Raw genomic sequence first — 25,584 nt, forward strand, 5'->3', positions numbered from 1 at the left:
CTTCAACCGGCGGCAAATCGCAGGGACGGGCTCAAAATATCTCGAAGAACTGGCCGGTTCCCAGCTTGTGGACCTTCATGAGGTTGGTGGACCCCCGGGCCTCCACCGGCACACCCATGGTGATGACCACCACGTCGCCCTTGCGGTAGCCACCGGACAGGAGCGTCGACTCCACGGCAACTATCTGCTCGTCGGTGCCGGCCATGGTGCCGATGGGGTATGCCTTGACTCCCCAGTAGAGCGACAGCCGCCGCATGGTGTCCACCGAACCGGTGAAGGCGAGGATCGGCAGCGGAGGCCGGTAGCGTGAGATGCGGGCAGCCGTGCTCCCCGACTGGGTCATGCAGGCCACGGCCTTCGCCTTCAGAATGACGGCAGCGTGGCAGGCGGCCTCGGCCACCGCCTCGGCGATGCTGACGCTGTGGCGGCGTGGCCCCGAGCCGTCCTCCACCTGAGCGAAGCGCTCAACGTCGAGGGCCACCTTGTCCATGGTCCGCACCGCTTCCAGGGGGAACTGCCCCGACGCGGTCTCACCCGAGAGCATGACCGCATCGGTTCCGTCGAGGATGGCGTTGGCCACGTCCGAGGTCTCGGCCCGGGTGGGGCGCGGGTGGCTGATCATGGATTCAAGCATCTGGGTGGCGGTGATGACCGGTTTGCCGGCCTCGTTGCAGGCCCGGATGATCTTTTTCTGGAACAGGGGGACCTTTTCCGGGCTGATTTCCACCCCCAGATCGCCCCGGGCCACCATGACCGCATCGGCAACCTTGAGGATGCTTTTGAAGTTGCGCAGGGCCTCGGGCTTCTCGATCTTGGCCACTACCGGCACCTGGACGTCCCGCTCGAAGAGGATCCGCTTCAGCCCCTCCACGTCGGCGGCAGTGCGGACAAAGGACAGGGCAATGTAGTCGACCCCCACCTCCAGGCAGAAATCCAGATCGCGGAGGTCCTTCTCCGACAGCGACGGCGCAGAAACCTTGACGCCGGGGAGGTTGATCCCTTTCAGATCCTTGAGCATGCCCCCCTGGACCACGGTGCAACGGACCGTGGCGCCGGACACGGACTGGACCCGCAGCTCGATAAGGCCGTCGTCCAGCAGGATGCGTGAGCCGGGCTTCACGTCGTGGGGGAGAGACTGGTAGATGGTGGAAATGAGACCGGGGCGCCCCAGGACCTCATCGGTGGTAATGTCGAGCGAGTCGCCCCGCACCAGCGGAATGGCACCGTTCTCCATCCTGCCGGTCCTGATCTTGGGCCCCTGGAGATCGGCCAGAATGCCTATCTCCTTGCCCCGTTCGGCGGAAAGACGCCGGATGGCGGCGATTACCTCCCGCCGCTGGTCGTTGGAGCCGTGTGAAAAGTTGAGCCGGAAGACATCGACTCCTGCGTCCATCAGCTGCCGGATCATGTCGGGCGAGGAGCTGACGGGCCCCAGAGTGGCGATGATCTTGGTTTTGCGTGACAGTGTATCCATGGGCTTCGGCATAGGCGTCAGTGGTGGAATTTGCCGACCCGTCCCTTATGGGCCGGACTCGGAGACTTGTGGCACTCGAAGCAGGGAAGTTCGTCCACCTTGCGGATGTCGAGGCTCGACCGCGGACGATCGGTGGGGGGAACGTTGTACGTCTCGGTCTGGAAGTAGGGGCGGTCGCTGCCGCGCTCATCGGTCAGGGCAACGGTGCGATAGGATACCTGCCAGTTTGCGCTGATGGGAACGGTATGGCACTGGTCGCAGCCGCCCGGCGGAGGAATAGCCTTCCAGGACATCAGCATGGCGCAACCGCCGGCCAGCGACAGCATGGCCACGAATGCCAGAAGTGTGAAAACTCGGGTGAGCATGAGGCACTCCTTGATGGGTGGTCGTTTACGGCATGAGAAAGCATAGCACAAGAGGAGGGCAAAACAAACCCGGCGGGTGGCGTAACCCCCTTGAAAGGCAGGGACGACGAAAAGACGGGCCGGCAGATGTCCGCCGGCGCCGCCCTGGATCAGAAGCCGAGGAACTCGTTGAGCCGCCGGATCTCGCCCATGAGTGCCTCGAAGCCGTGGAAAGTGAGAGACTGGGGGCCGTCCGAGAGGGCCTTGTCCGGCTCCGGGTGAACTTCCACGAGGACGCCGTGGGCTCCTGCCACCAGCGCCGCCTTGGCCATGGGCGCCACGAGGCTCCGCTTTCCGGTGGCGTGGGAGGGGTCAACCATGACCGGCAGATGGGTCATCTCCCGGATGAGGGGCACCACCGCCAGGTCGAGGGTATTGCGGGTGGCGGTCTCGAAGGTCCGGATCCCCCGCTCGCAGAGGATCACCTGACCGTTGCCCTCCGCCAGGATGTATTCGGCCGCGGCCAGAAATTCCTCCAGAGTGGCGCTCATCCCCCGCTTGAGGAGCACCGGCTTGCGGATTCGGCCCAACTCCTTGAGCAGTTCGAAGTTTTGCATGTTCCGCGCGCCAACCTGGAGAAGGTCGGCATATTCCGCCACAAGTCCCACCGTGTCGGGACTCATGACCTCGGTCACGATGGGAAGCCCCGTCTCCCGGCGAGCAATGGCCAGAAGCTTCAGCCCTTCTTCCCGCAGCCCCTGGAAGGTATGGGGACCGGTGCGGGGCTTGAAGGCGCCCCCCCGCAGAAGATCAGCGCCGTATTTTTTCACCGCCCGCGCGGTCCGGATGATCTGCTCCTCCCCTTCCACGGCGCAGGGGCCGGCCACCACTACGGGGCGCTTCCCCTCGCCGATGGCCACGTCACCCACCTTCACCACCGTATGGCGCGGGTGGAAGTCACGGGAAACGAGCTTGTAGGGCTTGGAGACATGGATAACCTCCTGAACGCCGGGCAGATCCCTGATGGTGGTATCATCCACATACCCGTGATTGCCGAGGACGCCGACGGCTGTCCGTTCGCTGCCGGGAATGGGCGCCGCCGTAAGTCCCATCTGCTCCACCGCTTTCACTACCGCCTCGATTTGTTTCGGTCCAGCCTTGTGGTTCATGACAATCAGCACGAATCCCCCCCCGGTTCCCGAATGGTACAGCTTTCACGCATCGTGTTACGATACCAGACCGCCCCCGCAGGGGTCAACGGCTAAGAGCCGGTCGCGCCGGCGGATGTCACCTAACGGCTGGTTGCTTTTTCAACGCGTTCCGGTACAATGGGCTGACTCGATTCCAGACCAAGGAGAATGCCCGTGACCAAGGCCGTTGCCGTTATCCTCGCCGCCGGCGCGCTCTGCGCCTCCTCCGTCCCCGCTTTCGCCGCCGCATCGGGAGAGAAGCTCTTCGCAGAAAAGTGCGCCATGTGCCACAAAGTGAAGGGTACAGGCGGAGTCCTCGGCCCGGACCTGACAAAGGTGGGAGCAACGCGGAATGAATCGTTTCTGCGTGAACAGCTGACAAACCCCAAGAAAATGAATCCCGCCACCACCATGCCGTCCTTCAAGGGCCTGCCCAAGCAAGAGCAGGACGCGCTGGTCAACTACCTGAAAGGCTTGCGGTAGACGCCCGTGCGACTGAAGGACGAACAGATAGCCCGGTTGGCCGAGCGCCTCCTGGAGGGACTCACGGCCGCCGGCCTCATCACCCTCAAAGCAGAGCGTGGCAAGATCCTCGACGGCATCAGGCGCGCCGTTGCCGCCGACATCAAGGGTGAGGAGGAACTGGAAAAGGAGGCTGAGCGGCTTCTGGAGCAGACCCTCCGCTCCATGGGAGGCGGGGCAGGCATCGACCGCCACCGGATGCTCAAGATGATCAAGGACAAGCTGGCGAAAGACCGCGGCGTGGTTCTCTGATTCCTGCCGTTCGGAGCGTACCCATGAACATATCCGAAGACCGCATCTCGCACCTGGCACACCGCATCTACGACCGGCTCTGGAAGGACGACCTGGCCGACTTCGCCGACGAGCGTCAGACACTGCACTGCCTCAAGGAGGGGATCGCCTCGTTCTTCGCCGTCGCCGGAGAGGTGGATGCCGCGGTGCGCAGAAAGCTGGCCTCCTACTCCCAGGCGAAGGTTCCCGGCAGCCGGGACTACGAAATTCTGTACCAGAAATTCTACCAGGAAGAGATGGCAAAACGGAAATGGTGACGTTCGCCGGCCCGCTCCCCATCCGCGCCGTCCTGCTGCTCGTCGTTGCCTGTTCCTGGCTGTTCTCCGGCTGCACGCCCCGGCCGGCCATGTCCGTTTCCCCGGACTTCCGTCCCACCGGCGGGGTGGAGACCGCCTACGTTATCCCCTTTGCATCGGCCCTGGTCCCCGAGCTGTTCTCCGAGACCGCGTTCAACGACTTCGTCGACCTCCTGAACGGCCGGCGGGGGGAGACCGGCATTGCGTCCTTCGTCATCCTCAAGGAGGAGGTCAAAGAGGTGGACCCGGCATGGCTCGACCGCCAACACTACATCTCCGGCGACATCTGGAGCTATGTGGAGGATTCCGGATGCTGTGCCACCAACATCAGGGTGAAGGCGCGGGCCTACCTCCATGAGCCGGGCAGAAAAGAGCCGGTGGCTGAAATCTTCATTCCCCTAGAGACCTTCTTCGATCACGACCGGTCAACGGTCGAGCGGGAGCGCGACCGGCTTGCCCGCACCCTCGCCCGCGAGTTCGCCGACCGCTTCGCCGCCATCCTTGCCCCGCGCCGCTAAGCCGGCCCCCTTCCCGGCCACGTCGTTTCGTATCACGTCCCGCCAATAAGCGTAGAACGCACAGGAGGCCCTCCCGGAAAGGCGGTGTCGCAAAAAATTTTGTCCCGGGGTCTTGATTTTTGGCAAAGGGGTGACTATAGTTACCACGTGTTAGCACTCAGTCGTATCGAGTGCTAATTTTTTTCGATGAAAACTCTCGAGCATATCATGGAAGAAAGGAGAAGAAGCAGATGAATCTCAGACCGTTGCAAGACCGTATCCTCGTGAAAAGAATCGAGGAGGAGACCAAGACCGCCGGCGGCATCTTCATCCCCGACACAGCCAAGGAGAAGCCCCAGCGCGGCGAGATCGTGGCCGTCGGTAACGGCAAGAAGACCGAGGACGGCAAGGTGATCCCCGTTGATCTCAAGGTGGGCGACAAGGTTCTGTTCGGCAAGTATGCCGGCACCGACATCAAGATCGAGGGGCAGGAGTTCCTCATCATGCGCGAGGACGACATCCTCGGCGTGATCGAGTAACCGGCACCACGCCGGACAGCACAGCACTACCCGAGTGAACCAATCCAAGGAGGATAGACAGATATGGCAGCCAGAATCATCAAATTCGACCAGGAAGGGCGCAACGCCATCCTGAAAGGTGTCAATACCCTCGCCGACGCGGTGAAGGTTACCCTCGGCCCCAAAGGCCGCAACGTGGTTATCGAGAAGTCCTTCGGCTCCCCCCTGATCACCAAGGACGGCGTCACCGTGGCCAAGGAAATCGAGCTCGAGGACAAGTTCGAGAACATGGGCGCCCAGCTCGTGAAGGAAGTCGCCTCCAAGACCTCCGACGTTGCCGGTGACGGCACCACCACCGCCACGGTCCTCGCCCAGGCCATCTATCGCCAGGGCTCCAAGCTGGTGGCCGCCGGCCACAACCCCATGGAGATCAAGCGCGGCATCGACAAGGCCGTCGAGACCATCGTGGCCGAGCTCAAGAGCATCTCCAAGCCGATCAAGGATCACAAGGAAATCGCCCAGGTGGGCACCATCTCCGCCAACAACGACAAGACCATCGGCGACATCATCGCCCAGGCCATGGAAAAGGTCGGCAAGGAAGGGGTCATCACCGTCGAGGAAGCCAAGGCCATGGAAACCAGCCTGGAGACCGTCGAGGGGATGCAGTTCGACCGCGGCTACCTCTCCCCCTACTTCGTGACCGATCCGGAGCGGATGGAGGCGTCGCTCGAGAACGCCATGATCCTGATCCACGACAAGAAGATCTCCAACATGAAGGACCTTCTCCCGGTCCTGGAGCAGACTGCCAAGAGCGGCCGTCCGCTGCTGATCATCGCCGAGGACATCGAGGGCGAGGCCCTTGCCACCCTGGTCGTGAACAAGCTGCGCGGCGTGCTCAACATCTGCGCCGTCAAGGCCCCGGGCTTCGGTGACCGCCGCAAGGCCATGCTGGAAGACATCGCCATCCTCACCGGCGGCCAGGTCATCTCCGAGGAGATCGGCAACAAGCTCGAAAACACCACCATGGACATGCTCGGCCGCGCCAAGCGGATCACCGTGGACAAGGACAACACCACCATCATCGACGGCGACGGCAAGGAAGCCGACATCCAGGGCCGCGTCAAGCAGATCCGCGCCCAGATCGAGGAGACCACCAGCGACTACGACCGCGAGAAGCTCCAGGAGCGCCTGGCCAAGCTCGTGGGCGGCGTTGCCGTGATCAAGGTCGGTGCCGCCACCGAGACCGAGATGAAAGAGAAGAAGGCCCGCGTCGAGGACGCCCTCCACGCCACCCGCGCCGCGGTGGACGAGGGGATCGTCCCCGGAGGCGGCGTTGCCTACCTGCGCGCCCTTGCTTCGCTGGAAGCCCTCAACCTTCCCACCGAGCAGCAGTTCGGCGTGAACGTCATCAAGCGCTCCCTGGAGGAGCCCATCCGCCAGATCGCCCAGAACGCTGGAGTTGACGGCTCCATCGTGGTCGACAAGGTGAAGAACGGCAAGGATGCTTTCGGCTACAATGCCGCCGAAGACGAGTACGTTGACATGCTCGCCGCCGGCATCATCGACCCGACCAAGGTATCCCGCTCCGCCCTGCAGAACGCGGCGTCGGTTGCCGGACTCATGCTCACCACCGAGGCCATGATCGCCGACAAGCCGAAGGAAGAAGCTCCCATGCCCGCCATGCCCGGCGGCATGGGCGGCATGGGCGGCATGATGTAGCCCGCCGTCCGGATCGGTATCACAACAAAAGGGGAAGGGCTTCGGTCCTTCCCCTTTTGTTGTGCCCGGCATCTCCGCTACGCCAAAACTGCCCACCGCCTCGCCCGCCATCGCAGCCTTCTAAAAACCAAATGCATTCAAGATAGTTACACAACAAGACTGTTTTAGTCTTGATGGTGTAAACCCGAAAACCGTGTATACTGAAAGGGTCAAACCACCAAGTTCGCGTTCCGTAGACTCCACGACAGGGGGATGAGAATGAGGACCAATGCCATGAGCACCCTTACAGAGCACGTGACCGCCGTAAAGGAAGGGAAGCGGCGCTTCGAGAACGCCTTCCAGGGGGTGGCCCGGATGATCCTGGAACAGGGGATCGACAAGGTCACCGTCAACGGCCGGATGACCTATGATTTCCGCATTTTCCGCACCGGCCGCAAGCACCCCATCGGCATGTATGACGAAATCAACAGCTTCGTCTCCTTTGTGAAGGATGCGGCCGAGGGGGGATCATCCAAGGAGATGGCCTTTGTGCTGGTGGGCGAGCCGGGCAACGGCAAGACTTTTTTCGTGGAATTCGTCTGTGCGCGCTATCGCGATTACCTGGCGCGGGACGAAAACCGCAAATACACCTTCCGCTTTTCCGGCATGGAAAAGCTGGGGAGCTACGGCAAGATCGACGTAATCGAGTCCCAGACCTACGAAGACCCTATGGTGCTGGCCATGAACCTCTTCGAGAGCCGGGACGAGAACCGCGAGTGGCTGGCCCGTGAATTCGGCTTCTCGGACCGGGAGCTGGAGGGCCTCTTCGACAACTACCGCCCGCTCGGGGCCTGCACGGGCTACATGTGGAATGACATCCGGCGCTTCACCGACGGCGATGCCGCGGCCATGCTCGATTTCGTGCAGGTTGTGCCGGTGCCGCTCACCGAGACCCTGGGGACCATTACCGGCAAGTACGCGGCCAAGGACAAGATCACCTCCAGTGCGGTGGACCTGCTGGGAGAGGAGTCGATCCAGCGGCTGCTGCATATCACCGACGTGACCAACCCCTACCGCTTCGACCTGCGTCGCGGCGCCCTGGCCCGGGTGGCGGGCGGAGGCATCCACTTCTCCGATGAAATCTACAAGAACAAGAAGGATCTGGTCCAAGTCTACCTGGGGGTCATCCAGAACCGGGTCATCGAGATCGACGGGTACCGCTGGCCCATAGATACCCTGATCATCGCCACCAGCAACAATGCCGAGTTCAACCGCTTCCTGGCCGAGAAGGAGGAAGCGCCCATCATCGACCGGTGCCGCATCTGCTACGTCTCCCACAACACCCACTACCGGATGCAGGAGCAACTGACCGATTACGCCATCGGCGGGGAAACCAAGACGACCCTCACCAAGGAGGAACTCCACCAGGACCCGAATCTGAACTACGCAGCGAGCGTGGCAGTGACCCTTTCGCGGCTCCCCCGGTCCGAAAAGCTCACCCCCATCGAGACCATGAAACTGGCCGCTGGAGAAGTTGCCGGCGAAAAGAGCCTCAAAACCCTTGCCGAGGTGGTCGACACCCTCAACCAGGAGGCGGACATCACCAAGAGATTCGGCCAGAAGGGACTTGGCCAGCGGAACCTGGGGCGGTCGATCCAGCTCCTGGTAGAGAGTTCCGAAACCAACGAAGGGCGCTGCATGGTGGCCCACGACGTGTTCAAGTCCCTGGAGCGGGTGGTCCTCGACTATGTCCCGGACCAGAACGACCGGGGCAAGTACCTGGACGACCTGAAGATCGCCAAGGGGCTCTACCGGGAACGGATCATGACCGAGATGTTCAACGCCTACATGGATGAGCCCTACGCCATCAAGAAGGATGTCATGAACTACGTGAACATGATCATCGGCATCGACGCCGAGAACCTGGGGCCCGACCGGATGTGGAAATACAAGGACCCCCAGACCGGCGAGCTGAAGGCCCTGAAGATCGACGAGCGCTACATCCGCAACGTGGAAGACCGGCTGGGGCTGCGAACCGACGAGCAGCGCGAGAGCTTCCGCACCTCGATCCGCAAGATCTACGGCCAGAAGATCTCGGTGGAGCCCTCCTACGACTTCATGGACAACCTGGAGCTGGTCAAGGCGGTGACCGACGTGCGGCTCAAGAGCGACATCGCCGGCGCCGGCAGCCTGATCGGGGCCCTGGCCAACCGGACCAACGAGGAAAACCAGAAGCTCTACGACCGGATGGTGGATACCATGCTCAAGAAGCTGGGCTACTGCCGGACCTGCGCCCAGAAGACCATCGAGTACTTCTGCACCCAGGAAGACGAGATTTAGCGTTCCGTCAGGACACCATGAAAACCGACCTGCAAAGACACATGGAGAGGCTCAGGGCTGCCGGCCTTTCCCCCGAGCGTGAGGAGCGGTTCCTGCAGGAACTGAACGATACCCGCACGCACGAACTCCCGGAGCCGCCCCTGACCGGCCCGCCCGTGCCGGGCATCTACGACGCCCACGACCTCATGGAGCTCCAGGCCATGGCCCAGCCCCAGGCGAGCCACACGACGCGCATCCGCTCCCTGGAAGAACTCCTGGAGCGGGACCGGCTGCGAGAGGAGGACGGTCTCCCGCGCAAGATCCGGATCGGCAAGCTCATCAAGCCGGGTGCGGGGGGCAAGGAAAAGATCGTGGTGGTGCCCACCACGGTGGAGGAAAAGCTGATCCACGACCGGGCGCCCGAAGAGACCGAGGAAGACGAATCCATGGGGGGCACCGGCGACGGTGACGAGGGGGAAATCATCGGCGAGCAGCCGGTACGGCCCCAGCAGGAAGGAGGAAGCGGCACCGCCGGCCACGGGGAGGGCGAAGGGCATGAACTGGAGTCCACGGCCTACGACCTGGGGAGAATTCTGACCGAGCGGTTCGACCTGCCCAACCTGAAGGAGAAAGGCAAGAAAAGCTCCCTCTCCCACTACAGCTACGACCTGACCGACCGGAACCGGGGCTTCGGCCAGATCCTTGAAAAAAAGCAGACCCTGCGGCGGATTCTCGAAACGAACATCGCTCTGGGCACTGTGGTCGATGTGGCCGATATCGATCCCACCCGGCTCGTCATCTCCCCCCGGGACCGCGTTTACCGCATCCTCTCCCGGGAGCTGGAGTACGAATCACAGGCCCTGGTCTTCTTCATCCGCGATTACTCGGGCTCCATGGAGGGGAAGGCAACGGAGGCGGTCTGCTCCCAGCACGTGCTCATCTACAGCTGGCTCCTCTACCAGTTCGCCCGGCAGGTGGAAACCCGGTTCATTCTCCACGACAACGACGCCCGGGAGGTACCGGACTTCTACACCTACTACAACCTGCGGGTGGCGGGAGGAACGCGGGTGGCCGCGGCATACCGGATGGTGAACGAGATCGTGGAAAAGGAAAGCCTGGCCCGGGATTACAACATCTACGTGTTCCACGGCACCGACGGCGACGACTGGGACACCAACGGCGAGGAGACGATCCCGGAACTCCGGCGGATGCTCGCCTACGCCAACCGGGTCGGCGTCACCATTGCCGAGCACACCTACGGTTCGAGCGGCAACACCGAGGTGGAGCGATACCTGAAGCGCTCGGGGTTGCTGGAGGAAAAGCCGGAACTCCTCCGCATGGACGTGATGGGAGAGGATGCCGAAGAATCCAGGATCATCGAGGGGATCAGAAGACTGATTTCGTAACGGAAGGAATTCTCGGGGAGCGTGATACCCGGGCACGGTCAAGGCGTCCGGGGGTAACCGACAAGGCGCGTTTCGGACAGGGTTATGCAACTCATCGATCAGCACACGAAAAAGATCATGGAGGGATGCAAGGATCGGGCGCGCGAGGCGGGGCTGCGCTTTTCCGACGAAACCCTCGAATACATCGTCACCAACCGGGACATGCTGGAACTCCACCCCAAGGTGATGATCCCCACCCTGTACGATTACTGGGTCCATGACGTGGAGGTGCTGAAGGAGAAGGGGAAGTACGAACTCTACCCCCACAACCCCTACGAGACGGTCATCAACACCCGGCCGCCCATCTCGTTCTACAACGACAACAACCCGGACTGGCTCAACGTGATGATCTTCTACCACGTGCTGGCCCATATCGACTTCTTCCAGAACAACCTCTACTACCGCCATACCTGGGACTATGACCTGACCGGCAAGGCCCTGGCCGACAAGCGTCTCATCGCCCGGCTACGGTCCGAGCACGGCCGCCGACTCGACTATGTGATAGAGTTCGGCCGCTCCATCGACAACCTTGTGGGCTACTACGGCGAACTTTCCGCCCTGTTCCGGGGAGAGACCCCGCCGCTGCCGCGACGGCTCGACTACTACTTCGATGTGTTCCTCCAAAGGGTGAAAAAGGTCAAAACCGCCGGGTACGTACAGGAAATCGAACGGTATAACCGCTGCATGCGCGACTTCGGCGACCTGGGCGAGGAAACCTTTTTCGCCGAGGTCATGGCCAGGTACCCCGAGTTCGAGGCTCTCTACCTGAAAAGCCGGTCGGAAGAAAGACGCGGGCGGCCCGACCTGATGCAGTTCATCATGGAGCACTCCCCCGTCCTCAACCGGGAGGAACACCGCTGGATGAAGAGCGTGCTGGAGGTAATCCGCTCCACATCGGTCTACTTCCAGCCCCAGATGCGGACCAAGATCATGAACGAGGGGTGGGCCAGCTACTGGCATGAAAAGCTCTTCCTCACCGATGACCGGATCAGGGGGCACGAGGTGGACTTCGCCCGGGTTCACTCGGGGGTCACCTGCCTGCACCGGGTGGGACTCAACCCCTACGCCATCGGCATGCGGCTCTTCCAGCACATCGAGGAGCAGGCCGACAAGGGCCGCATCTCCCTGGAGTTCCAGCAACTGGCCGACATTCATGCCCGGCAGGAGTTCGACCGCGGCACCGGAGGAGGCACGGCCTTCATCTTCGCCATCCGCGAGAACCTGTGCGACTTCTCGTTCATCAACACCTTCGTGGACCAGGATTTCGTAAACCGGCACAAGCTCTTCGTAGCGGGAAGACGCCTCAACAAGGAGCGGATGACTTGGCAGTATTACGTCAAGAGCCGCACGGCCGAGGCCTACCGGGCCATGCTCGCGGAGTCCCTTTACCACCCCCCCGTCATTGCAGTGGACGAAGCGAAGGGCGAGGGGAAGTATCTCTACCTGGACCACCGGTTCGAGGGAAAGCCGCTGGTGAAGGACTTCATCGAGAACACCCTGATGGGGATCGAATACCTCTGGGGTGGTCCGGTGAAGCTCGAAACGAGCGAAGTGGGGCTCCCCCCGCCCGACGAGGCCGTGAAGCCCCCCGAGCGGCAGCAAAAAATCCACTGGCGACGCTACGTCTACACCATGGAGGACCGGAAGCTTTCGCGGACCCTCCTGTAAGGACCAGCCCCCATGACGAAATCCATGGACACCATATCCCGCGCGCTCCAGCATATGGACCGGAGCGTCAACGCCTGGGACCACCGGGGTTCCGTTCCCTTCGAGGAATTCCTGCGGATTCTCGTGGCCAACCCGGCACTGGTGCTCCGCAACGTCTTCCAGGTCTTTCACGACATGGTCATGAGCCATATCGGCGTCGGTATCGACGAGACTCCGGACGACCCCGAGTCTATCCACTACGTCTCCTATGACTGCCGCAAGCTCTTCGTGGAAGGGTCCGACACCCCGTTTTTCGCCGACCGGCTCTTCGCCAACCGCCTCGTGAGCCTGGTGGAAACCTGGAAGCGGGGCGCTCAGCAGAACAAGATTTATGTCTTCGAGGGGCCGCCCGGCAGCGGCAAGAGCACCTTCCTCAACAACCTGCTCATGAAGTTCGAGACCTACGCCAACACGGCAGAGGGCGCCCGCCACGAGGCGGTCTGGCGCCTGGACCGGCAGACTCTGGGAGGTTTCACCCGCCATGAAACCGCGGTCTTTCTGGACAAGCTTTCAAAACTCCTGGAGGAATACGAGTTCAACCAGGAAGAGCTCTTCGAGGCCGAAGGAGCCATGCCTGCGGGGGACGACTTCGTGGAGATCCCCTGCCCCTCCCACGACAACCCGGTCCTCGTCATTCCCAAGCAGTTGCGGCGCCAGTTCTTCGATGACCTCTTCAAAAACGACGAGATGAAGTGGCGCCTCTTCACCGAAAAAGAATTCGACTGGGTCTTCCGCGGCACCTGCTGCACCGTCTGCAGCTCCATTTACCAGGCTCTCCTGGCCCGGCTCAAGAGCCCCGCGGCGGTGCTCCGGATGCTCCACGCTCGCCCCTATCACATCAACCGCCGTATGGGCGAAGGGATCAGCGTCTTCAACCCCGGCGACAAGCCGGTGCGCCAGAACGTCTTCACCAACGAGATGCTCCAGAGCCGCATCAATGCCGTGCTGCGGGACAGCAACCAGGTAAAGTATCTCTTCTCCCAGTACGCCAAGACCAACAACGGCATCTATGCCCTCATGGACATCAAGGGGCACAATACTGACCGGCTCATCGAGCTCCACAACATCGTGAGCGAAGGGGTCCACAAGGTGGACGACCTGGAGGAGAATGTAGACTCCCTCTTCCTGGCCCTCATGAACCCAGAGGACAAGAGCAACATCGAGAGCTACCAGTCGTTCCTCGACCGGATCCAGTACATAAAGATACCCTACGTGCTCGACCTGAACACCGAGGTGGAGATCTACCGCAACATCTTCGGCAAGCAGATCGACCACAGCTTCCTGCCGCGGGTGCTCCACAACTTCGCCCGGATCATCATTTCATCGCGCATGAACGAACGCTCCTACGCCATGAACGACTGGATCCCGGAGCCCCACCGCTACAGCATGTACTGCGATTTCAACCTCCAGCTCCTCAGGATGGAAATCTACACGGGGCACTTCCCCGCGTGGCTCACGGAGGAAGACCGCAAGAAGCTCACTGCCAAGCGCCGGCGCATGATCATCGCCGAAAGCGAGCAGGAGGGGGATCGGGGCTTCTCCGGGCGGGATGCCATCAAGATCTTCGGCGACTTCTACTCCACCTATGCCCGCAAGGACAAGCTCATCACCATGACCACCCTCACCTCCTACTTCACCAAGGTACGGCCGGAGCTGGGGAAGCAGCTTCCCGCCGGCTTCCTCGAATCACTCATGCGCCTCTACAACTTCACCATCCTGCAGGAGGTGAAGGAATCGCTCTACTACTTCAACGAAGAACAGATTTCACGGGACGTGCAGAACTACCTCTTCGCCATCAACTTCGAGCCGGTGGTGGACGAGACATGCACCTGGACGGGGGACAAGCTCCACATCACCGAAACCTACCTGGAATCCATCGAAAACCGGCTCTTGGGAGCAGGCGCCGAGCGGGAAAAGCGGCTCGCCTTCCGGGCGGGGACCCAGAAAGAATACGCTTCCCGCTCTCTGGCCCAGGAAATCCTGTTCGAGGGAAAAGCGATCACGGAGACCGCCCTCTACCACGACCTTTTCGAGCGCTACGTCTTCAACCTCAAGGAAAAGGCCCTGGACCCGTTCCTGAAGAACGAGAACTTCCGCCGCGCCATCAAAGACTTCGGCAGGGAGGAGTTCAAGACCTACGACAAGCGGATTCGGGACGACGTCACCTTCCTCATCGGCAATCTGGGAACCAAGTACCGCTACACCCGGAATGGCGCCAAGGAAGTCTGCATCTACGTCATCGACAACGACCTGGCCAAGACCTACGGTCGGGTCTGACCTACTTATCATCAGGAGGAACATCCCCAATGACCCTGCGTATCCTGCCCCTCGCCCTGATCCTCGCCTGCCTGGCGGCCCCCGGTGCGTCCGCGGCCGAGCCAGCCGCCGAAAACCGGGGGGAGCTCCAGAACCGCATCGAGCAGCTTGAAAAGCAGATTCGCGAACTGAAGGAATTGCGCGAGAAGCAACAGCAGAAGGACGTACGGGCCCATGAGATCCAGGAACCCTGCATTGCCACCGTGGGCATGCGTGAGGTCTGCTCCTGCCTGGCTGAAAACCTGCCGATGGGGGTCGACTTCGCGGCCTATGTCCGCATGGTGTCCGCACCGAAAGAAGGAGCGGACGAGCGGGTGCTGGAGATGGTGAAGGCGGCGCGGGAGCGGTGCGTGAAATAGGGGGTTACATCTCCACCCGCGTCACCACGCCCTGGAGGCGACTGGCCGGCAGTTTGTGGAACTGGACGAAGTTGGGAGTGAGTTTCTTGAGGACCGAGAAGAAGCGCCAGAACGGATTGCGGGTGCTGATGTCCTCGACGCCGTAGAAGATGACCTTTTCCTGAATGCCGTTCTCTTTCAGCAGCCGTTCGATATCCACCATCTCCATGTACCCCGCCTGGATCCGGAAGGCGTCGAGACCCGGCCCGATTCCCCTGATCAGTTCAGTATCCACGCCCAGGGGCTCGTCGCTGATCATCAGGGAAATGAACACATTACGCTCATAGATGATGTTGCTCCGGATGATGCAGTGTACCACGTAGGGTGGGACCACGTCGGTCTCCCGGGTGAAGAACAGTCCGGTCCCACGGATGGGTCCCTTGGCGTAGATCTGCTCGTAGGAGATGAGGAACGTCTCCAGGTCCAGGGGCTTCAGGGCGCGGTAGAGGGTGCGCTGGCCCCGGGTCCAGATGATGATGGTCACAAAGGGGATTGACGCCAGAATGATGGACCAGTAGGCGCCGTGGGGCAGCTTGGAGAAGGTGGATACGTGATAGGCGGCTGCGATGAGAGTCACCGCCAGGGCCACCAGGGCGCGCCACTTCTTGGTAGTGTGGGAGAAAACGATGATCATCATGATGCCGGTGATGGTCATGGAGCCCGTCACCGCCATACCGTAGGCTGCGGCCAGGTTCTCGGACTTGCGGAAGACCAGCATGATGAAGATGACCGCCACCATGAGCGACCAGTTGACCGCACCCAGATAAATCTGGGACTTGATCTGCCGTGAGGTGTAGTCGACCCGCATCAGGGGGAGGAGTCGCGTGGTGATCCCCTGGTAGACGATGGAGAAAACCCCGCTGATGATGGCCTGGGAGGCGATGATGGTGGCCATGATGGTGAGGATCAGGAAGGGGATGTAGAGGGCCGGCGCCTGGCTCCGCACCATGCCGAAAAGGAGGTTTTTCGCGTCGGGATGGGCAATGGCGAACACCCCCTGGCCCAGGTAGTTGAGGTAGAGAGCCACGAACACGAAGTGCCACGCCCGGACGATCGGCTTCTTTCCCAAGTGCCCCATGTCGGCGTAGAGGGCCTCGCCACCGGTGGCGCAGAGTATCACCTCGGAAAGGACGAAGTAGCCGGCCAGTCCGTTGTCGCGGAAAAAGGTGATGCCGTGCAAGGGGTTGATCGCCTCAACGATTTGCGGCATGGAAAGGGCGGAGACAGCACCGGTGACGGCGAGCGTGCCGAACCAGAGGGCCATGATCGGCCCGAACGCGCTGGCCACACGGTCGGTCCCCTTGTGCTGGACCGAGAAAAGGCCGATGGCGATGGCCGCGGCAATGGCAACCAGAGCCCCTGTGGAAAGCCCTTCCAGGCCGGGGATGAGAAGCAGTCCCTCCACGGCGGAAAGGATACTGATGGCAGGGGTGATGACTGCGTCACCCAGCAGCAGCGATACCCCCACAAAGGAGAGAAAGCCGGCAAAGGCCACCAGACGCCCGGCCTTGACCAGCTTCATGATTATTTCCCGCAGGACGATCTCCCCCCCCTGCCCCTTGCGCCCCAGGCTCATGGCGAGCCAGGCATACTCGGCGGAAACGAGGATCGTCATGGTCCAGAAAATGAGGGAAAGGATGCCGTAGACGTTTTCTATGGTGGGTTGTGTGAGGGTAAAGATAACCGTCAGGGTATAGATGGGACTCGTGCCGATGTCGCCGAAGACGAGGCCCAGGGCCTTGACGATGCCCCCCCAGAATGAATCGTGCTTGTGATCTTCCATATCAGCCCAAAACAAGAACTGTCGAGAAATCTGAACTCAATAACCGGCACCTTATACCACTTCGCTCCGGCCAACTCAACACAATTCCCGGCCCGGGGAAAGGAGCTTCGCCCTTGACCCGGCAACCTTCCATCGGGTAGTCTGAACCGATGCTCAATTCCAGCGAACCGATGAAAAAACCCGAACTTCTCGCCCCAGCCGGCTCCCTTGAGGCATTCTTCGCCGCCATGGAAAAAGGCGCCGACGCGGTCTATGCCGGTCTGCGCGATTTCTCCGCCCGGGCCAAGGCCAAGAACTTCAGCACCTCCCAGATGGAGCGGATGACCACCTATGCCCACAGCCTGGGCCGCAAGGTCTACGTCACCCTCAACACCCTTGTGAAAGAGGCGGAGTTGCCGCAACTCGTGGAGACCCTTGCCGCCCTGGAGGCCATGGGCACCGACGGGGTCATCCTCCAGGACCTGGGGGTGGCGCGGCTGATCCGCGACCACTTTCCCGGGATTCCCCGCCACGCCTCCACCCAGATGACGATCCACAACCTGGCCGGGGTCCAGGTGCTGGGCGAGATGGGCTTCGAGCGGGTCGTGCTCGCCCGCGAGCTCCACCTGGACGATATCCGCCGCATCTGCGGATCGACGCCGGTGGAAATCGAATGCTTCATCCATGGAGCGCTCTGCTTCGCCATCTCGGGGCAGTGCTACTTCTCGTCCTTTCTCGGCGGGCACAGCGGCAACCGGGGGCGCTGCGCCCAGCCCTGCCGCCGCCACTATCGCTATCGGAGCAAGGATGGGTACTACTTCTCCACCAATGACCTCTCCACGGTGGATCTGATCCCTGACCTGGCCGCCGCCGGCGTGGCGTCGCTCAAGATTGAGGGACGGATGAAGTCGGCCGAGTACGTGGCGAGCGTGGTGGAAGCATACCGGATGGTGCTTGACGCGCCGGAGCGGAAACGCGCCGAGGCCACCGGCCGCGCCAAGGAGCTTCTGAAGCTCTCCTTCGGACGGGTGCCGACCAAGGGCTTCATGGGCTCCCGCACCCCGGCCGACATCGCCATCCCCACCCTGCGCGGGGCCACGGGCCGGTTCCTGGGAGAGATCACCGGGGTGAAGGGCAACAGAATCACCTTCGAAACCAAGGACCCTCTCTTCGTGGGGGATCGAATCAGGGTGCAGCCGAAAAGCGACATGGCCGGCCGCGCCTTCACGGTGAAAGAACTTTTTGCCGGCCAGGGCAAGGTGAAATCGGTCCGGGGAAAAAGCATTGTTTCCGTGATCTCGCCCTTCCCGTTCAAGGTTGGGGATGCGGTCTTCAAGGTTTCGTCCGAAACCGCGTTCACCATGAGCGAAAATGCCTGCCTCAAGCGCCTGGATGCGGTGAAGCCCTGCGCTATCCCCTGCGACCTGTCGCTCGCCCTGGACGGGGAGACCCTTCAGGTGACCGGCCTGGCCGCCGGGGGTCGGGTCGAGGCCGCCTTCCCCGTGGGCGCCCTGGAACCGGCCCGAACCGAAGACATGACCGGCGTGCTCCGGGCCCAGTTCTCCCGCACCGGCGACACTCCCTTCGAGCTGAGGAACCTCGACGCGCCCGGCTTCCCCCGCGTCCTCATCCCACCGGCGCGGCTCAAGGAAATCCGCCGGGAATTCTACCGGCTCCTGGCCGAGGAGGCCGTGGCCGGTGCCCGGATCCGCAAGGCGGAGGCCCGGCGCCGGGCGCTGGCGGCCCTGGTCCCGACGGCACAGCCGCGTCGGGAGCCGAGGGCGGAAGTCATCGTGCGGATCGAGCACCTGCGGGACGCCAGCCTCCTGCGCCAGCCGGGTGTCGATGGCATCACCCTGCCGGTCTCCCGGGCCAACATTCACCAACTGCCCCTCGCGGCCCGCAAGCTGCGGGGGGACGCGGAGCGGATCACCTGGCACCTGCCGTTCATCATGTTCGACGACGACTTCCCCTTCTACCGGGAGGCGGTGGACGTCATCCTGGCCCACGGATTCCGGCGCTTCGAGCTGTCCAACCTCTCCCACGCGGCCCTGCTTAAAGGGCGCGACGCCGAGCGTGCCACCGACTATCGCCTGTTCTCGCTCAACACCCAGGCGATCCTTGCCTGGCACGAACTGGGGGTCACAACCGCCACCCTCTACATCGAGGACGACGCCGAGAACATGGCGCGGCTCCTGGGGGCCGCCGTGCCGGTGAAACGGCGGGTGCTGGTCTACGCCGGCGTGCCTGCCATGACCACCCGCGTCGCCATCCGCGGGGTAAAAAACGATGCCCCCCTGGTCTCGGACCGGGGCGACGAGTACGAGGTGGCGATCCGGGGAGACCTCACCACGATTACCCCAGCCACACGCTTCTCCATCACCCACTTCCGGGGACAACTCCAGGAGGCGGGCTGCGGCACCTTCATCGTGGACCTGTCCCAGGCGCCCCGTGAGCGGTGGCGGCCGATCCTCGACACATTTTCCCGGGGCGGCGAGCTGCCGGGGACCAGCCCCTTCAACTTCGTAATGGGCCTCGTGTAAGGTCAAAACCGTGCCCGAGCGCCGGCCGCTGCAGACGAAATGGAGCGACCGGCGGTGGTGCAGCGACCGACACGGATTCACAGAGGAAAGCCAAGAGCTCTTTCTCCAGATCCTCTGAGAGGATAAAAGGATTTTGGGAAAGCCGGTCTGCAAGGACAGAACAATGGGAAACAGCACTGAATCGGTCATCACCGACTATCTCATCCGCATCGTCACCAGGGAGGGCAACATCCGGGCCCTGGCCTGCGTCACCACCCACCTGGTGGAAGACGCATGCCGCCGACACGGCACCCTGCCCACGGCCTCGGCCGCCCTGGGACGGGCCCTGACCGGCGGCGTGCTCATGGGAGCCCTCCTCAAGACCGGTCAACGGGTCGCCCTCACCTTCGAGGGGAACGGCCCTCTGCACAAGATCATCGTGGAAGCGGACGCCAACGGCGCCGTGCGCGGGCTCGTCAGGAATCCGGCGGTGAGCCTTCTGAGGGACGACGGCAAACTCGACGTGGCCGGAGCCCTGGGGAAGGCCGGATTTCTTACCGTCAGCCGGGACCTGGGGCTCAAGGAGCCCTACACCGGCACGGTCATGCTCTATACCAGCGAGATCGCCGAGGACTTGGCCTGGTACCTGACCGAATCGGAGCAGATCCCCTCAGCCGTTGGTCTCGGCGTGTACGTGGAGCAGGACGGGTCGGTTGCCGCTGCCGGCGGCTTTCTGATCCAGGCGCTGCCCCCCGGCGACGGCCAACTCATCGACCGGCTCATGGAGCGGATCGGCTCCATGCCGCCGGTAACGGAGATGCTCCGGGCCGGGACAACCCCCGAAAGACTTCTGGAGTACCTCTTCGAGGGCATACCCTTCGACATCCTGGAAAAACGGGCCGCAGCACTCGTCTGCTCATGCAGTCGCGAACGGATCGAACGAGTGCTCCTTTCTCTGGGGAGCGACGAACTCTCCTCCCTGATTCACGACCAGGGCGAGGCTTCTGTCGGCTGCGAATTCTGCGGCGAGCACTATAATTTCACACGGGAAGAACTGGAAAGGCTCCGGGACTCACTCACCGCCGCCTGACCCTCTCGAAAATTCCTCCGCCGGCGGTATACTCTGTATCGTGGGACCGCGAGGCGCATGTCGGCCTTGCGGACTCGCCGCCCCCCCACCGCAGCGGAGGTCCCCATGAAGATCATCGACATCACCGTCCCTCTCTCCCCGGATCTCCCCGTCTACCCGGGAGACCCGCCCTTCTCGCTCGAACCCGTGGCCCGCGTGGCCCGGGGCGACGGCGCCAACGTCTCGCGCATCACCCTTGGAACCCACGCCGGCACCCACATCGACGTTCCCCGGCATCTGCGCGATGACGGCGCCTCCGTGGACCAGGTGCCCCTTGACCTGCTGACGGGCAAGGCCCGGGTGCTCGAACTGCGCGACGTGACTGCCATCGGGCGCCGGGAGCTGGCCCACCTGCCGGTAAAGGGAGAAGAGCGGATCATCCTCAAGACCGCCAACTCCCGCCTCTGGAGCCACGCCGGCTTCCGCGACAGTTACGCCTCGCTTACCCCCGACGGCGCCCGCTATCTGGCCGAGGCGGGCACGCGCCTGGTGGGGATCGATTACCTCTCCATCGGCCCCTTCGGCAACGAGACCGAGGTCCACCGGATTCTTCTGGACGCCGGCATACTCATCCTGGAGGGGCTGAATCTCATCGGCGTCGAGCCGGGGCACTACGAACTCCTCTGCCTTCCCCTCAAGATAGCCGGCGGAGACGGCGCACCGGCACGCGCACTGCTTCGTTCCTTCGCGCGGGTACCGGCCGGGGAATCCTCCTTCGACCCCCATACCACCCGCTGGCCCCTTTCCTGAGGCAGTAACCGTGACGCGCCGGCGCACGATTGTCAGTTCGCGGGAGCTCGACCTCCTGCGCCGCCTGCTCATGGAGCGGACCGAGGAACTGGAGCGCGTCAACGAGCGCCTCTTCCTCGCCGACCAGGTAAAGAGCGACTTTCTGTCCCACATGTCGCGGGAATTTCAGCGCCCCCTCAACCATATCGTGGATTTCGCCCAGTGTCTGCGGGAAGAGGCCATGGGGCCGGTCACCCGCGAGCAGCGCATCTGCCTCGACACGATTATTGCTCGGGGCAAGAGGCTTCAGCGGCTTCTGGAGAGAGTCCTCTCCCTCTGCAACGACGAACTGGGGATGGCCCTGTTCCTGCCCCGGAAGTTCCCGGTGCGCGAAGTGCTGGACCATGTCATGGACCGCCTGGGGGGAGCGGCCGGGAAGCGGGGGGTGGAGCTCCATGCCTGCTGCGGCAACGACGGATGCACCATCATCGCCGACAAGGGAAAATTCACCTTCATCATCGAAGAGCTGCTGACCAATGCCCTCAAGTTCTCGGACCGGGGTGGACGGGTGGACGTCGCCATCGACGCCGTAAAACGGCGCGGGCGGGGGGAAGAGCTGCGGATCACGGTTTCTGACCAAGGGAAAGGTATCGGTAGCAAGGAGCTTGAGCAGATCTTCCGGAGCTTCGAGATGGGAAAACGGGGGCGGGCAGAACCGGGCAGCCTCGGCATCGGGCTCACCCTGGTCAAACGGTTCGTGGAGCTGCATGGCGGCACCATAGCCGTGGAGAGCACCCCAAGCGTCGGGAGCACCTTCACGGTCGTGCTCCCCCGCCAAGGCCCCGCTGAGCGGGGCGGCCCACCGCCCCGGGTCATCCTGGCCGACCAGGCCCCTGAACGACTCCGGGAGCTGACCGAGGCACTACGACAGGAGCGGTGCGACATCATTACCGCCGTGGACGGGCGGGACGCCCTCGACAAGGGGATTGCCCAGTCACCTGCGCTCTGCATCCTCGCCCTCGACCTGCCGGGAATCGACGGGATCGACGTCTGCTCCCGTCTCAAGGCCCATGAACAGAGCTCCCAGATTCCGGTGATCATCACCGCGCCTCACCGGGATGCATCAGTTCGGTCCCGGTGTGCCCAGGCCGGGGCCGACGGATTTTTCGCTCTTCCCGCCGAAATGGGTGATCTCCTGATGGCGGCGCGGGGACTCATTGCCCGAAAACTCAGCTATGACTTCCTGAAGCGTAACTATGAGATTGCTGCCAGCGAGGCCTTCACCGATCCCCTCACGGGGATCTTCAACCTCCGGCAGTTCTGGCTCAGCCTCGACCACGAGTTGAAACGCGCCCGCCGCTACCGCCGCAACTGCTCACTGGCCATGATCGACATCGATTGGTTCAAGCAGTACAACGACTGCCACGGCCACCTCCGGGGCGACGAGGTCCTCAGAGAGGCTGCCGCCGTGTTCCGCGGCTGCATCCGGACCTCGGACATCGCGGCCCGCTACGGGGGGGAGGAGTTCGTCGTCATCATGCCCGAAACCAACAGGGAACTGGCCCTGCTGGCCGGCGAGAAGCTGCGCCGGGCCGTGGAAGAGCATCCCTTCCCTCTCCGGGAGACCCAGCCCGGCGGCGCTCTCACGGTAAGTATCGGTATCGCCACCTTCCCCGACAACGCCGAGGAGGGGCGGGAACTGGTAGAGGCCGCCGACCGGGCCCTCTACCGGGCCAAGGAAGGGGGCCGGAACCGGGTGGTTGCCGCAGCGGCGGACGGGACCGATTGAGACCGGGGGACCGGGTGATATACTGAACTTCAAGGAGAACAAGGAACTACCGGACTCCCGCATCCTCTCAGGGAAAGGAGATGGAGCACATGTCACGGGTTACTCACAAATCGGTAGTCGAGGAGCAGGGACAGCGGACCGCACGCAGCACCGACGTCTACCTGCCGAAAGAGGGACATGAAGCCGCCCTGTGCAAGAAATGCGGCGCGCTCTACCGCAACAAGCGCTGGGCCGTTGCAGGCGAGGAGGCAGGAACCGGCAGCCTCGCCAAGGTGGTCTGCCCCGCCTGTCAGCGGATGGCCGACAACAACCCCGGCGGCATCGTCACCTTTGCCGGCGACTACCTCCTGGCGCACGAGGACGCCATCCTGAATTCCATCAAAAATATCGAGGCCAAGTCCCGGGTGAAGAACCCGCTGGGACGCATCATGGAAATCAGCCAGGACAAAAACGTCCTCACCATCGCCACCACCGAGGACAAACTGGCCCAGAAGCTGGGCCGCGAGATCTTCAAGGCCCACCGGGGAGAGCTTCACTACCGGTGGAGCCACGGGGAGAGTTTTGTCAGGGTGAGCTGGTTCCGTTAAGCGGCAACGGGGGGATGACATGCCGTCATCCCCCCGCCGGGTTTCCTTCTCCGTTCAATCACTCAGAACAGCCCGCCGTTCATCGGTCGGCCGGGGCGTCATCCTTCTGGCCGGACGCGGCAGGGCAGTCCTTCGGCCCCATGCCTTGCTTGGCGCAGCCACGCTTCGTGCCGCTGCCTTTGCCGCCTTTCTTGCAGCAGGAGCCATCCGCCGGGGCGTCGCAATCACAGCAGCAACAGCAGCATCCCTGCCCATCCCGAGCCTCTTTCATGCAGCAGCCGCGGCCCGCCTTCTGCTGTGCCGCCGCAGCCGTATCGGTCGAAACCTTCTCCACTGCACCGAGTGGGGCTGCGGCAAAACTGAGAACCATGGCTGCAGCAATCGTGACAAAAATGTTTCGTAGCATAAACCCCTCCGTTACGTTATTTCGTTCTCTTTATCCCTGGATTTAAACGAAAAATCAAGTCAATACGTCAAGCACCGCCGGACTGGATTCCTTGCTGTTCGCAAGCGGCGGTAAACTCCCGGTCAAGGGGTGCCGTGGCGCTCACCGGCCGGCCGTCTTCAGCCCGGAAGGTCATGGTCCGGCAGTGGAGCATCATCCGCGGCGCGGCGATACCGCCGTAAGTTGTATCACCGATGATCGGAAGCCCCCCATGGGCCAGATGGACGCGGATCTGGTGGGTGCGGCCGGTGCGGGGGCGGGCCTCCACCAGTGTCGCGCCGTTCCCCCGGGCCACAACCCGGAACTCGGTCAGGGCGGCCTTGCCGACCGGCGCCACCCCGTAGCGGGATGTGCCCACCTTGGCCACGGGCGCGTCGACCTGCCAGGAATCGGCCGACAGCATGCCCGTCACCAGCGCCCAGTAGACCTTTTCCACCCTCCCTTCTTTCAGTTCCCGCGAGATATGGGCCGCCGACCGGCGGGTGGCGGGAAAGATCATCACCCCGGAGGTTCCCCGGTCGAGGCGGTGGATCACCCGTGCAGGCTCGGCGCTGCCGCGGGCCCGGAAGTGGAGGGTCACGGCATACTCAACGGTCCCCTTGAGCTGGTAGGGGGTCCGCTGACAGTTGAGCCCGGAGGCCTTGTTCACGGCCAGATAGCCGGCGTCTTCGAACAGGATATCTTCGGGCGCCAGGGTAATTTCCCGGTAACGCTCCGGCTCCATTACTCCGAGGACGATTTCGTCACCGGCCTGAAGACGGCGGGACGCCACTCGCACCATGGTCCCCCCCACGGCGCATCCTCCCCAGTCGATGATGGTACGGATCCGGTTTTTGGAGAGTTGGGGAAAGAGCCGAGCAGCCCCCTCGTCGAGCCGTATGCCGGCCTGGTCGGCCCCCACCCGCGCCGTCAGGATCATGACTGCCGTACCGAGGCCCGCAAAAGGGCCGCAATGGTCTTGCCGTCCCGAATTCCGCCCTCGGCGGCCAGGGCCAGGGCATCGGCCAGGGGAAGGCGAACGGTTTCGATTTCCTCGTACTGCTCGGGGGTCGCTTCCCCCTGGGTAAGACCGACGGCGAGGAACAGGTGGATCCGTTCGTCGAAGACTCCCGGCGAGGTCAGGATCGTGCCGAGGGATTCGAGCCGCTCCGCCGTAAGCCCCGTCTCTTCGGTCAGCTCGCGCTGGCCGCAGGCGGAAGGCTCCTCCCCCGGATCGAGCCGACCCGCCGGGATCTCCAGCAGCACGTCGTTCACGGCCGGCCGGAGCTGGCGGATCAGGGTGACCGTTCCGTCCTCGTGGAGCGGAAGGACTCCCACCCCGCCCGGATGCCGCACAACCTGAAACGTGTGCCACCCTTTGGCGCCGATCCGGACGTCCATCTGTTCCACATTAACCACGAGACCGTTGAAAAGAATAATCCTGTTGCGGGTATCCATGCAGTCCATCCTCCGCGAAATGGATGGAGAGTACCACCATCACCGGCGGGGGAAAAGCGGTTTATTGCCGGGCAGCACAGGCTGGTGTCACTTCGGATGCAAAAAAGCTCAAGCAATGAAACCATGGTGACGAAATGATATACTACTGGTTACTACTTTATCCCTCGGC

23 protein-coding genes are annotated in these 25,584 nt (G+C 62.8%); 16 read left to right on the forward strand and 7 right to left on the reverse strand.

Going from position 1 to position 25,584, the window contains the following annotated elements:
• Positions 1–31: 31 nt before the first annotated feature.
• From pyk to aroF, 3 genes are all read right to left on the reverse strand, one after another.
• Positions 32–1,474 (reverse strand): pyruvate kinase, encoded by a 1,443-nt coding sequence (pyk, locus tag AABA48_RS14065; protein ID WP_010943944.1) that lies wholly within the window; start codon positions 1,472–1,474, stop codon positions 32–34.
• Positions 1,475–1,491: 17 nt separating this feature from the next.
• On the reverse strand, positions 1,492–1,839 hold the full coding sequence (locus tag AABA48_RS14070) for a cytochrome C (RefSeq protein WP_214302787.1): 348 nt from the start codon (positions 1,837–1,839) through the stop codon (positions 1,492–1,494).
• A 149-nt stretch (positions 1,840–1,988) separates the two neighbouring features.
• Positions 1,989–2,999, reverse strand: a complete 1,011-nt coding sequence (gene aroF, locus AABA48_RS14075; RefSeq protein ID WP_324309117.1) for a 3-deoxy-7-phosphoheptulonate synthase — start codon at positions 2,997–2,999, stop codon at positions 1,989–1,991.
• 177 nt (positions 3,000–3,176) lie between these two features.
• Between aroF and AABA48_RS14080 the strand changes: the two genes are divergently transcribed.
• From AABA48_RS14080 to AABA48_RS14130, 11 genes are all read left to right on the forward strand, one after another.
• Positions 3,177–3,491 (forward strand): c-type cytochrome, encoded by a 315-nt coding sequence (locus AABA48_RS14080; RefSeq protein ID WP_286350972.1) that lies wholly within the window; start codon positions 3,177–3,179, stop codon positions 3,489–3,491.
• Positions 3,492–3,497: 6 nt separating this feature from the next.
• On the forward strand, positions 3,498–3,782 hold the full coding sequence (locus tag AABA48_RS14085) for a DUF507 family protein (RefSeq protein ID WP_119333892.1): 285 nt from the start codon (positions 3,498–3,500) through the stop codon (positions 3,780–3,782).
• Positions 3,783–3,805: 23 nt separating this feature from the next.
• Positions 3,806–4,078: a DUF507 family protein gene (locus AABA48_RS14090; protein WP_119333893.1), complete on the forward strand. Its 273-nt coding sequence runs from the start codon at positions 3,806–3,808 to the stop codon at positions 4,076–4,078.
• Positions 4,072–4,635, forward strand: coding sequence for a hypothetical protein (locus AABA48_RS14095; RefSeq protein WP_119333894.1), 564 nt, complete (start codon positions 4,072–4,074; stop codon positions 4,633–4,635). The genes AABA48_RS14090 and AABA48_RS14095 overlap by 7 nt, the downstream gene beginning before the upstream one ends.
• A gap of 230 nt (positions 4,636–4,865) precedes the next feature.
• Positions 4,866–5,153 (forward strand): co-chaperone GroES, encoded by a 288-nt coding sequence (gene groES, locus AABA48_RS14100; protein WP_010943951.1) that lies wholly within the window; start codon positions 4,866–4,868, stop codon positions 5,151–5,153.
• 63 nt (positions 5,154–5,216) lie between these two features.
• Positions 5,217–6,851: a chaperonin GroEL gene (groL, locus tag AABA48_RS14105; protein WP_286350973.1), complete on the forward strand. Its 1,635-nt coding sequence runs from the start codon at positions 5,217–5,219 to the stop codon at positions 6,849–6,851.
• Positions 6,852–7,109: 258 nt separating this feature from the next.
• Positions 7,110–9,170, forward strand: coding sequence for a serine protein kinase PrkA (locus AABA48_RS14110; protein WP_338270679.1), 2,061 nt, complete (start codon positions 7,110–7,112; stop codon positions 9,168–9,170).
• A 17-nt stretch (positions 9,171–9,187) separates the two neighbouring features.
• Entirely contained in the window at positions 9,188–10,555 is a 1,368-nt protein-coding gene (locus AABA48_RS14115; protein ID WP_286350975.1) for a DUF444 family protein, read from the forward strand.
• An 84-nt stretch (positions 10,556–10,639) separates the two neighbouring features.
• Positions 10,640–12,262, forward strand: coding sequence for a SpoVR family protein (locus AABA48_RS14120; protein WP_286350976.1), 1,623 nt, complete (start codon positions 10,640–10,642; stop codon positions 12,260–12,262).
• Between the two features lie 24 nt (positions 12,263–12,286).
• The gene (locus AABA48_RS14125; RefSeq protein ID WP_338271296.1) at positions 12,287–14,578 is read left to right on the forward strand and encodes a serine protein kinase PrkA; all 2,292 of its coding nucleotides are present in this window, start codon (positions 12,287–12,289) and stop codon (positions 14,576–14,578) included.
• 29 nt (positions 14,579–14,607) lie between these two features.
• Positions 14,608–14,976, forward strand: coding sequence for a hypothetical protein (locus AABA48_RS14130; RefSeq protein ID WP_338270680.1), 369 nt, complete (start codon positions 14,608–14,610; stop codon positions 14,974–14,976).
• A 4-nt stretch (positions 14,977–14,980) separates the two neighbouring features.
• Here AABA48_RS14130 and AABA48_RS14135 read toward each other — a convergent pair whose 3' ends face one another.
• The gene (locus tag AABA48_RS14135) at positions 14,981–16,798 is read right to left on the reverse strand and encodes a KUP/HAK/KT family potassium transporter (RefSeq protein ID WP_286350979.1); all 1,818 of its coding nucleotides are present in this window, start codon (positions 16,796–16,798) and stop codon (positions 14,981–14,983) included.
• Positions 16,799–16,947: 149 nt separating this feature from the next.
• Here AABA48_RS14135 and AABA48_RS14140 point away from each other — a divergent pair, with 149 nt between their 5' ends.
• The 5 genes from AABA48_RS14140 (at position 16,948) to AABA48_RS14160 (ending at position 23,533) form a co-directional block, all read left to right on the forward strand.
• Positions 16,948–19,320, forward strand: a complete 2,373-nt coding sequence (locus AABA48_RS14140; RefSeq protein WP_286350980.1) for a DUF3656 domain-containing U32 family peptidase — start codon at positions 16,948–16,950, stop codon at positions 19,318–19,320.
• 163 nt (positions 19,321–19,483) lie between these two features.
• Positions 19,484–20,389 (forward strand): Hsp33 family molecular chaperone HslO, encoded by a 906-nt coding sequence (gene hslO / locus AABA48_RS14145; protein ID WP_286350981.1) that lies wholly within the window; start codon positions 19,484–19,486, stop codon positions 20,387–20,389.
• Between the two features lie 105 nt (positions 20,390–20,494).
• A complete protein-coding gene (locus AABA48_RS14150) occupies positions 20,495–21,178 on the forward strand; it encodes a cyclase family protein (protein WP_045667739.1) in 684 nt (227 codons plus the stop codon).
• Positions 21,179–21,188: 10 nt separating this feature from the next.
• Positions 21,189–22,946 carry a sensor domain-containing diguanylate cyclase gene (locus AABA48_RS14155; RefSeq protein ID WP_324309123.1) on the forward strand — a complete coding sequence of 586 codons (1,758 nt, stop codon included), beginning with the start codon at positions 21,189–21,191 and terminating at the stop codon, positions 22,944–22,946.
• Positions 22,947–23,035: 89 nt separating this feature from the next.
• Positions 23,036–23,533: a BCAM0308 family protein gene (locus tag AABA48_RS14160; protein WP_010943963.1), complete on the forward strand. Its 498-nt coding sequence runs from the start codon at positions 23,036–23,038 to the stop codon at positions 23,531–23,533.
• Positions 23,534–23,612: 79 nt separating this feature from the next.
• Here AABA48_RS14160 and AABA48_RS14165 read toward each other — a convergent pair whose 3' ends face one another.
• From AABA48_RS14165 to AABA48_RS14175, 3 genes are all read right to left on the reverse strand, one after another.
• Positions 23,613–23,939 (reverse strand): hypothetical protein, encoded by a 327-nt coding sequence (locus tag AABA48_RS14165; RefSeq protein ID WP_286350983.1) that lies wholly within the window; start codon positions 23,937–23,939, stop codon positions 23,613–23,615.
• A gap of 67 nt (positions 23,940–24,006) precedes the next feature.
• Positions 24,007–24,897 carry an RluA family pseudouridine synthase gene (locus AABA48_RS14170; protein ID WP_286350984.1) on the reverse strand — a complete coding sequence of 297 codons (891 nt, stop codon included), beginning with the start codon at positions 24,895–24,897 and terminating at the stop codon, positions 24,007–24,009.
• The gene (locus tag AABA48_RS14175) at positions 24,894–25,415 is read right to left on the reverse strand and encodes an NUDIX hydrolase (RefSeq protein WP_286350985.1); all 522 of its coding nucleotides are present in this window, start codon (positions 25,413–25,415) and stop codon (positions 24,894–24,896) included. Before AABA48_RS14175 ends, AABA48_RS14170 begins: the two co-directional genes overlap by 4 nt.
• Between the last annotated feature and the right edge of the window lie 169 nt (positions 25,416–25,584).

The organism is Geobacter sp. 60473, assembly GCF_036323535.1.
Taxonomy (GTDB): domain Bacteria; phylum Desulfobacterota; class Desulfuromonadia; order Geobacterales; family Geobacteraceae; genus Geobacter; species Geobacter sulfurreducens.

Excerpts from the sequence above, each read along its gene's own strand:
- pyk (WP_010943944.1), bottom strand. The coding sequence starts at position 1,474 with ATGGATACACTGTCACGCAAAACCAAGATCATCGCCACTCTGGGGCCC.
- AABA48_RS14070 (WP_214302787.1), bottom strand. The coding sequence starts at position 1,839 with ATGCTCACCCGAGTTTTCACACTTCTGGCATTCGTGGCCATGCTGTCG.
- AABA48_RS14080 (WP_286350972.1), top strand. The coding sequence starts at position 3,177 with ATGCCCGTGACCAAGGCCGTTGCCGTTATCCTCGCCGCCGGCGCGCTC.
- AABA48_RS14090 (WP_119333893.1), top strand. The coding sequence starts at position 3,806 with ATGAACATATCCGAAGACCGCATCTCGCACCTGGCACACCGCATCTAC.
- AABA48_RS14095 (WP_119333894.1), top strand. The coding sequence starts at position 4,072 with ATGGTGACGTTCGCCGGCCCGCTCCCCATCCGCGCCGTCCTGCTGCTC.
- groES (WP_010943951.1), top strand. The coding sequence starts at position 4,866 with ATGAATCTCAGACCGTTGCAAGACCGTATCCTCGTGAAAAGAATCGAG.
- groL (WP_286350973.1), top strand. The coding sequence starts at position 5,217 with ATGGCAGCCAGAATCATCAAATTCGACCAGGAAGGGCGCAACGCCATC.
- AABA48_RS14110 (WP_338270679.1), top strand. The coding sequence starts at position 7,110 with ATGAGGACCAATGCCATGAGCACCCTTACAGAGCACGTGACCGCCGTA.
- AABA48_RS14115 (WP_286350975.1), top strand. The coding sequence starts at position 9,188 with ATGAAAACCGACCTGCAAAGACACATGGAGAGGCTCAGGGCTGCCGGC.
- AABA48_RS14120 (WP_286350976.1), top strand. The coding sequence starts at position 10,640 with ATGCAACTCATCGATCAGCACACGAAAAAGATCATGGAGGGATGCAAG.
- AABA48_RS14125 (WP_338271296.1), top strand. The coding sequence starts at position 12,287 with ATGGACACCATATCCCGCGCGCTCCAGCATATGGACCGGAGCGTCAAC.
- AABA48_RS14130 (WP_338270680.1), top strand. The coding sequence starts at position 14,608 with ATGACCCTGCGTATCCTGCCCCTCGCCCTGATCCTCGCCTGCCTGGCG.
- AABA48_RS14135 (WP_286350979.1), bottom strand. The coding sequence starts at position 16,798 with ATGGAAGATCACAAGCACGATTCATTCTGGGGGGGCATCGTCAAGGCC.
- AABA48_RS14140 (WP_286350980.1), top strand. The coding sequence starts at position 16,948 with ATGCTCAATTCCAGCGAACCGATGAAAAAACCCGAACTTCTCGCCCCA.
- hslO (WP_286350981.1), top strand. The coding sequence starts at position 19,484 with ATGGGAAACAGCACTGAATCGGTCATCACCGACTATCTCATCCGCATC.
- AABA48_RS14150 (WP_045667739.1), top strand. The coding sequence starts at position 20,495 with ATGAAGATCATCGACATCACCGTCCCTCTCTCCCCGGATCTCCCCGTC.
- AABA48_RS14160 (WP_010943963.1), top strand. The coding sequence starts at position 23,036 with ATGTCACGGGTTACTCACAAATCGGTAGTCGAGGAGCAGGGACAGCGG.
- AABA48_RS14165 (WP_286350983.1), bottom strand. The coding sequence starts at position 23,939 with ATGCTACGAAACATTTTTGTCACGATTGCTGCAGCCATGGTTCTCAGT.
- AABA48_RS14170 (WP_286350984.1), bottom strand. The coding sequence starts at position 24,897 with ATGATCCTGACGGCGCGGGTGGGGGCCGACCAGGCCGGCATACGGCTC.
- AABA48_RS14175 (WP_286350985.1), bottom strand. The coding sequence starts at position 25,415 with ATGGATACCCGCAACAGGATTATTCTTTTCAACGGTCTCGTGGTTAAT.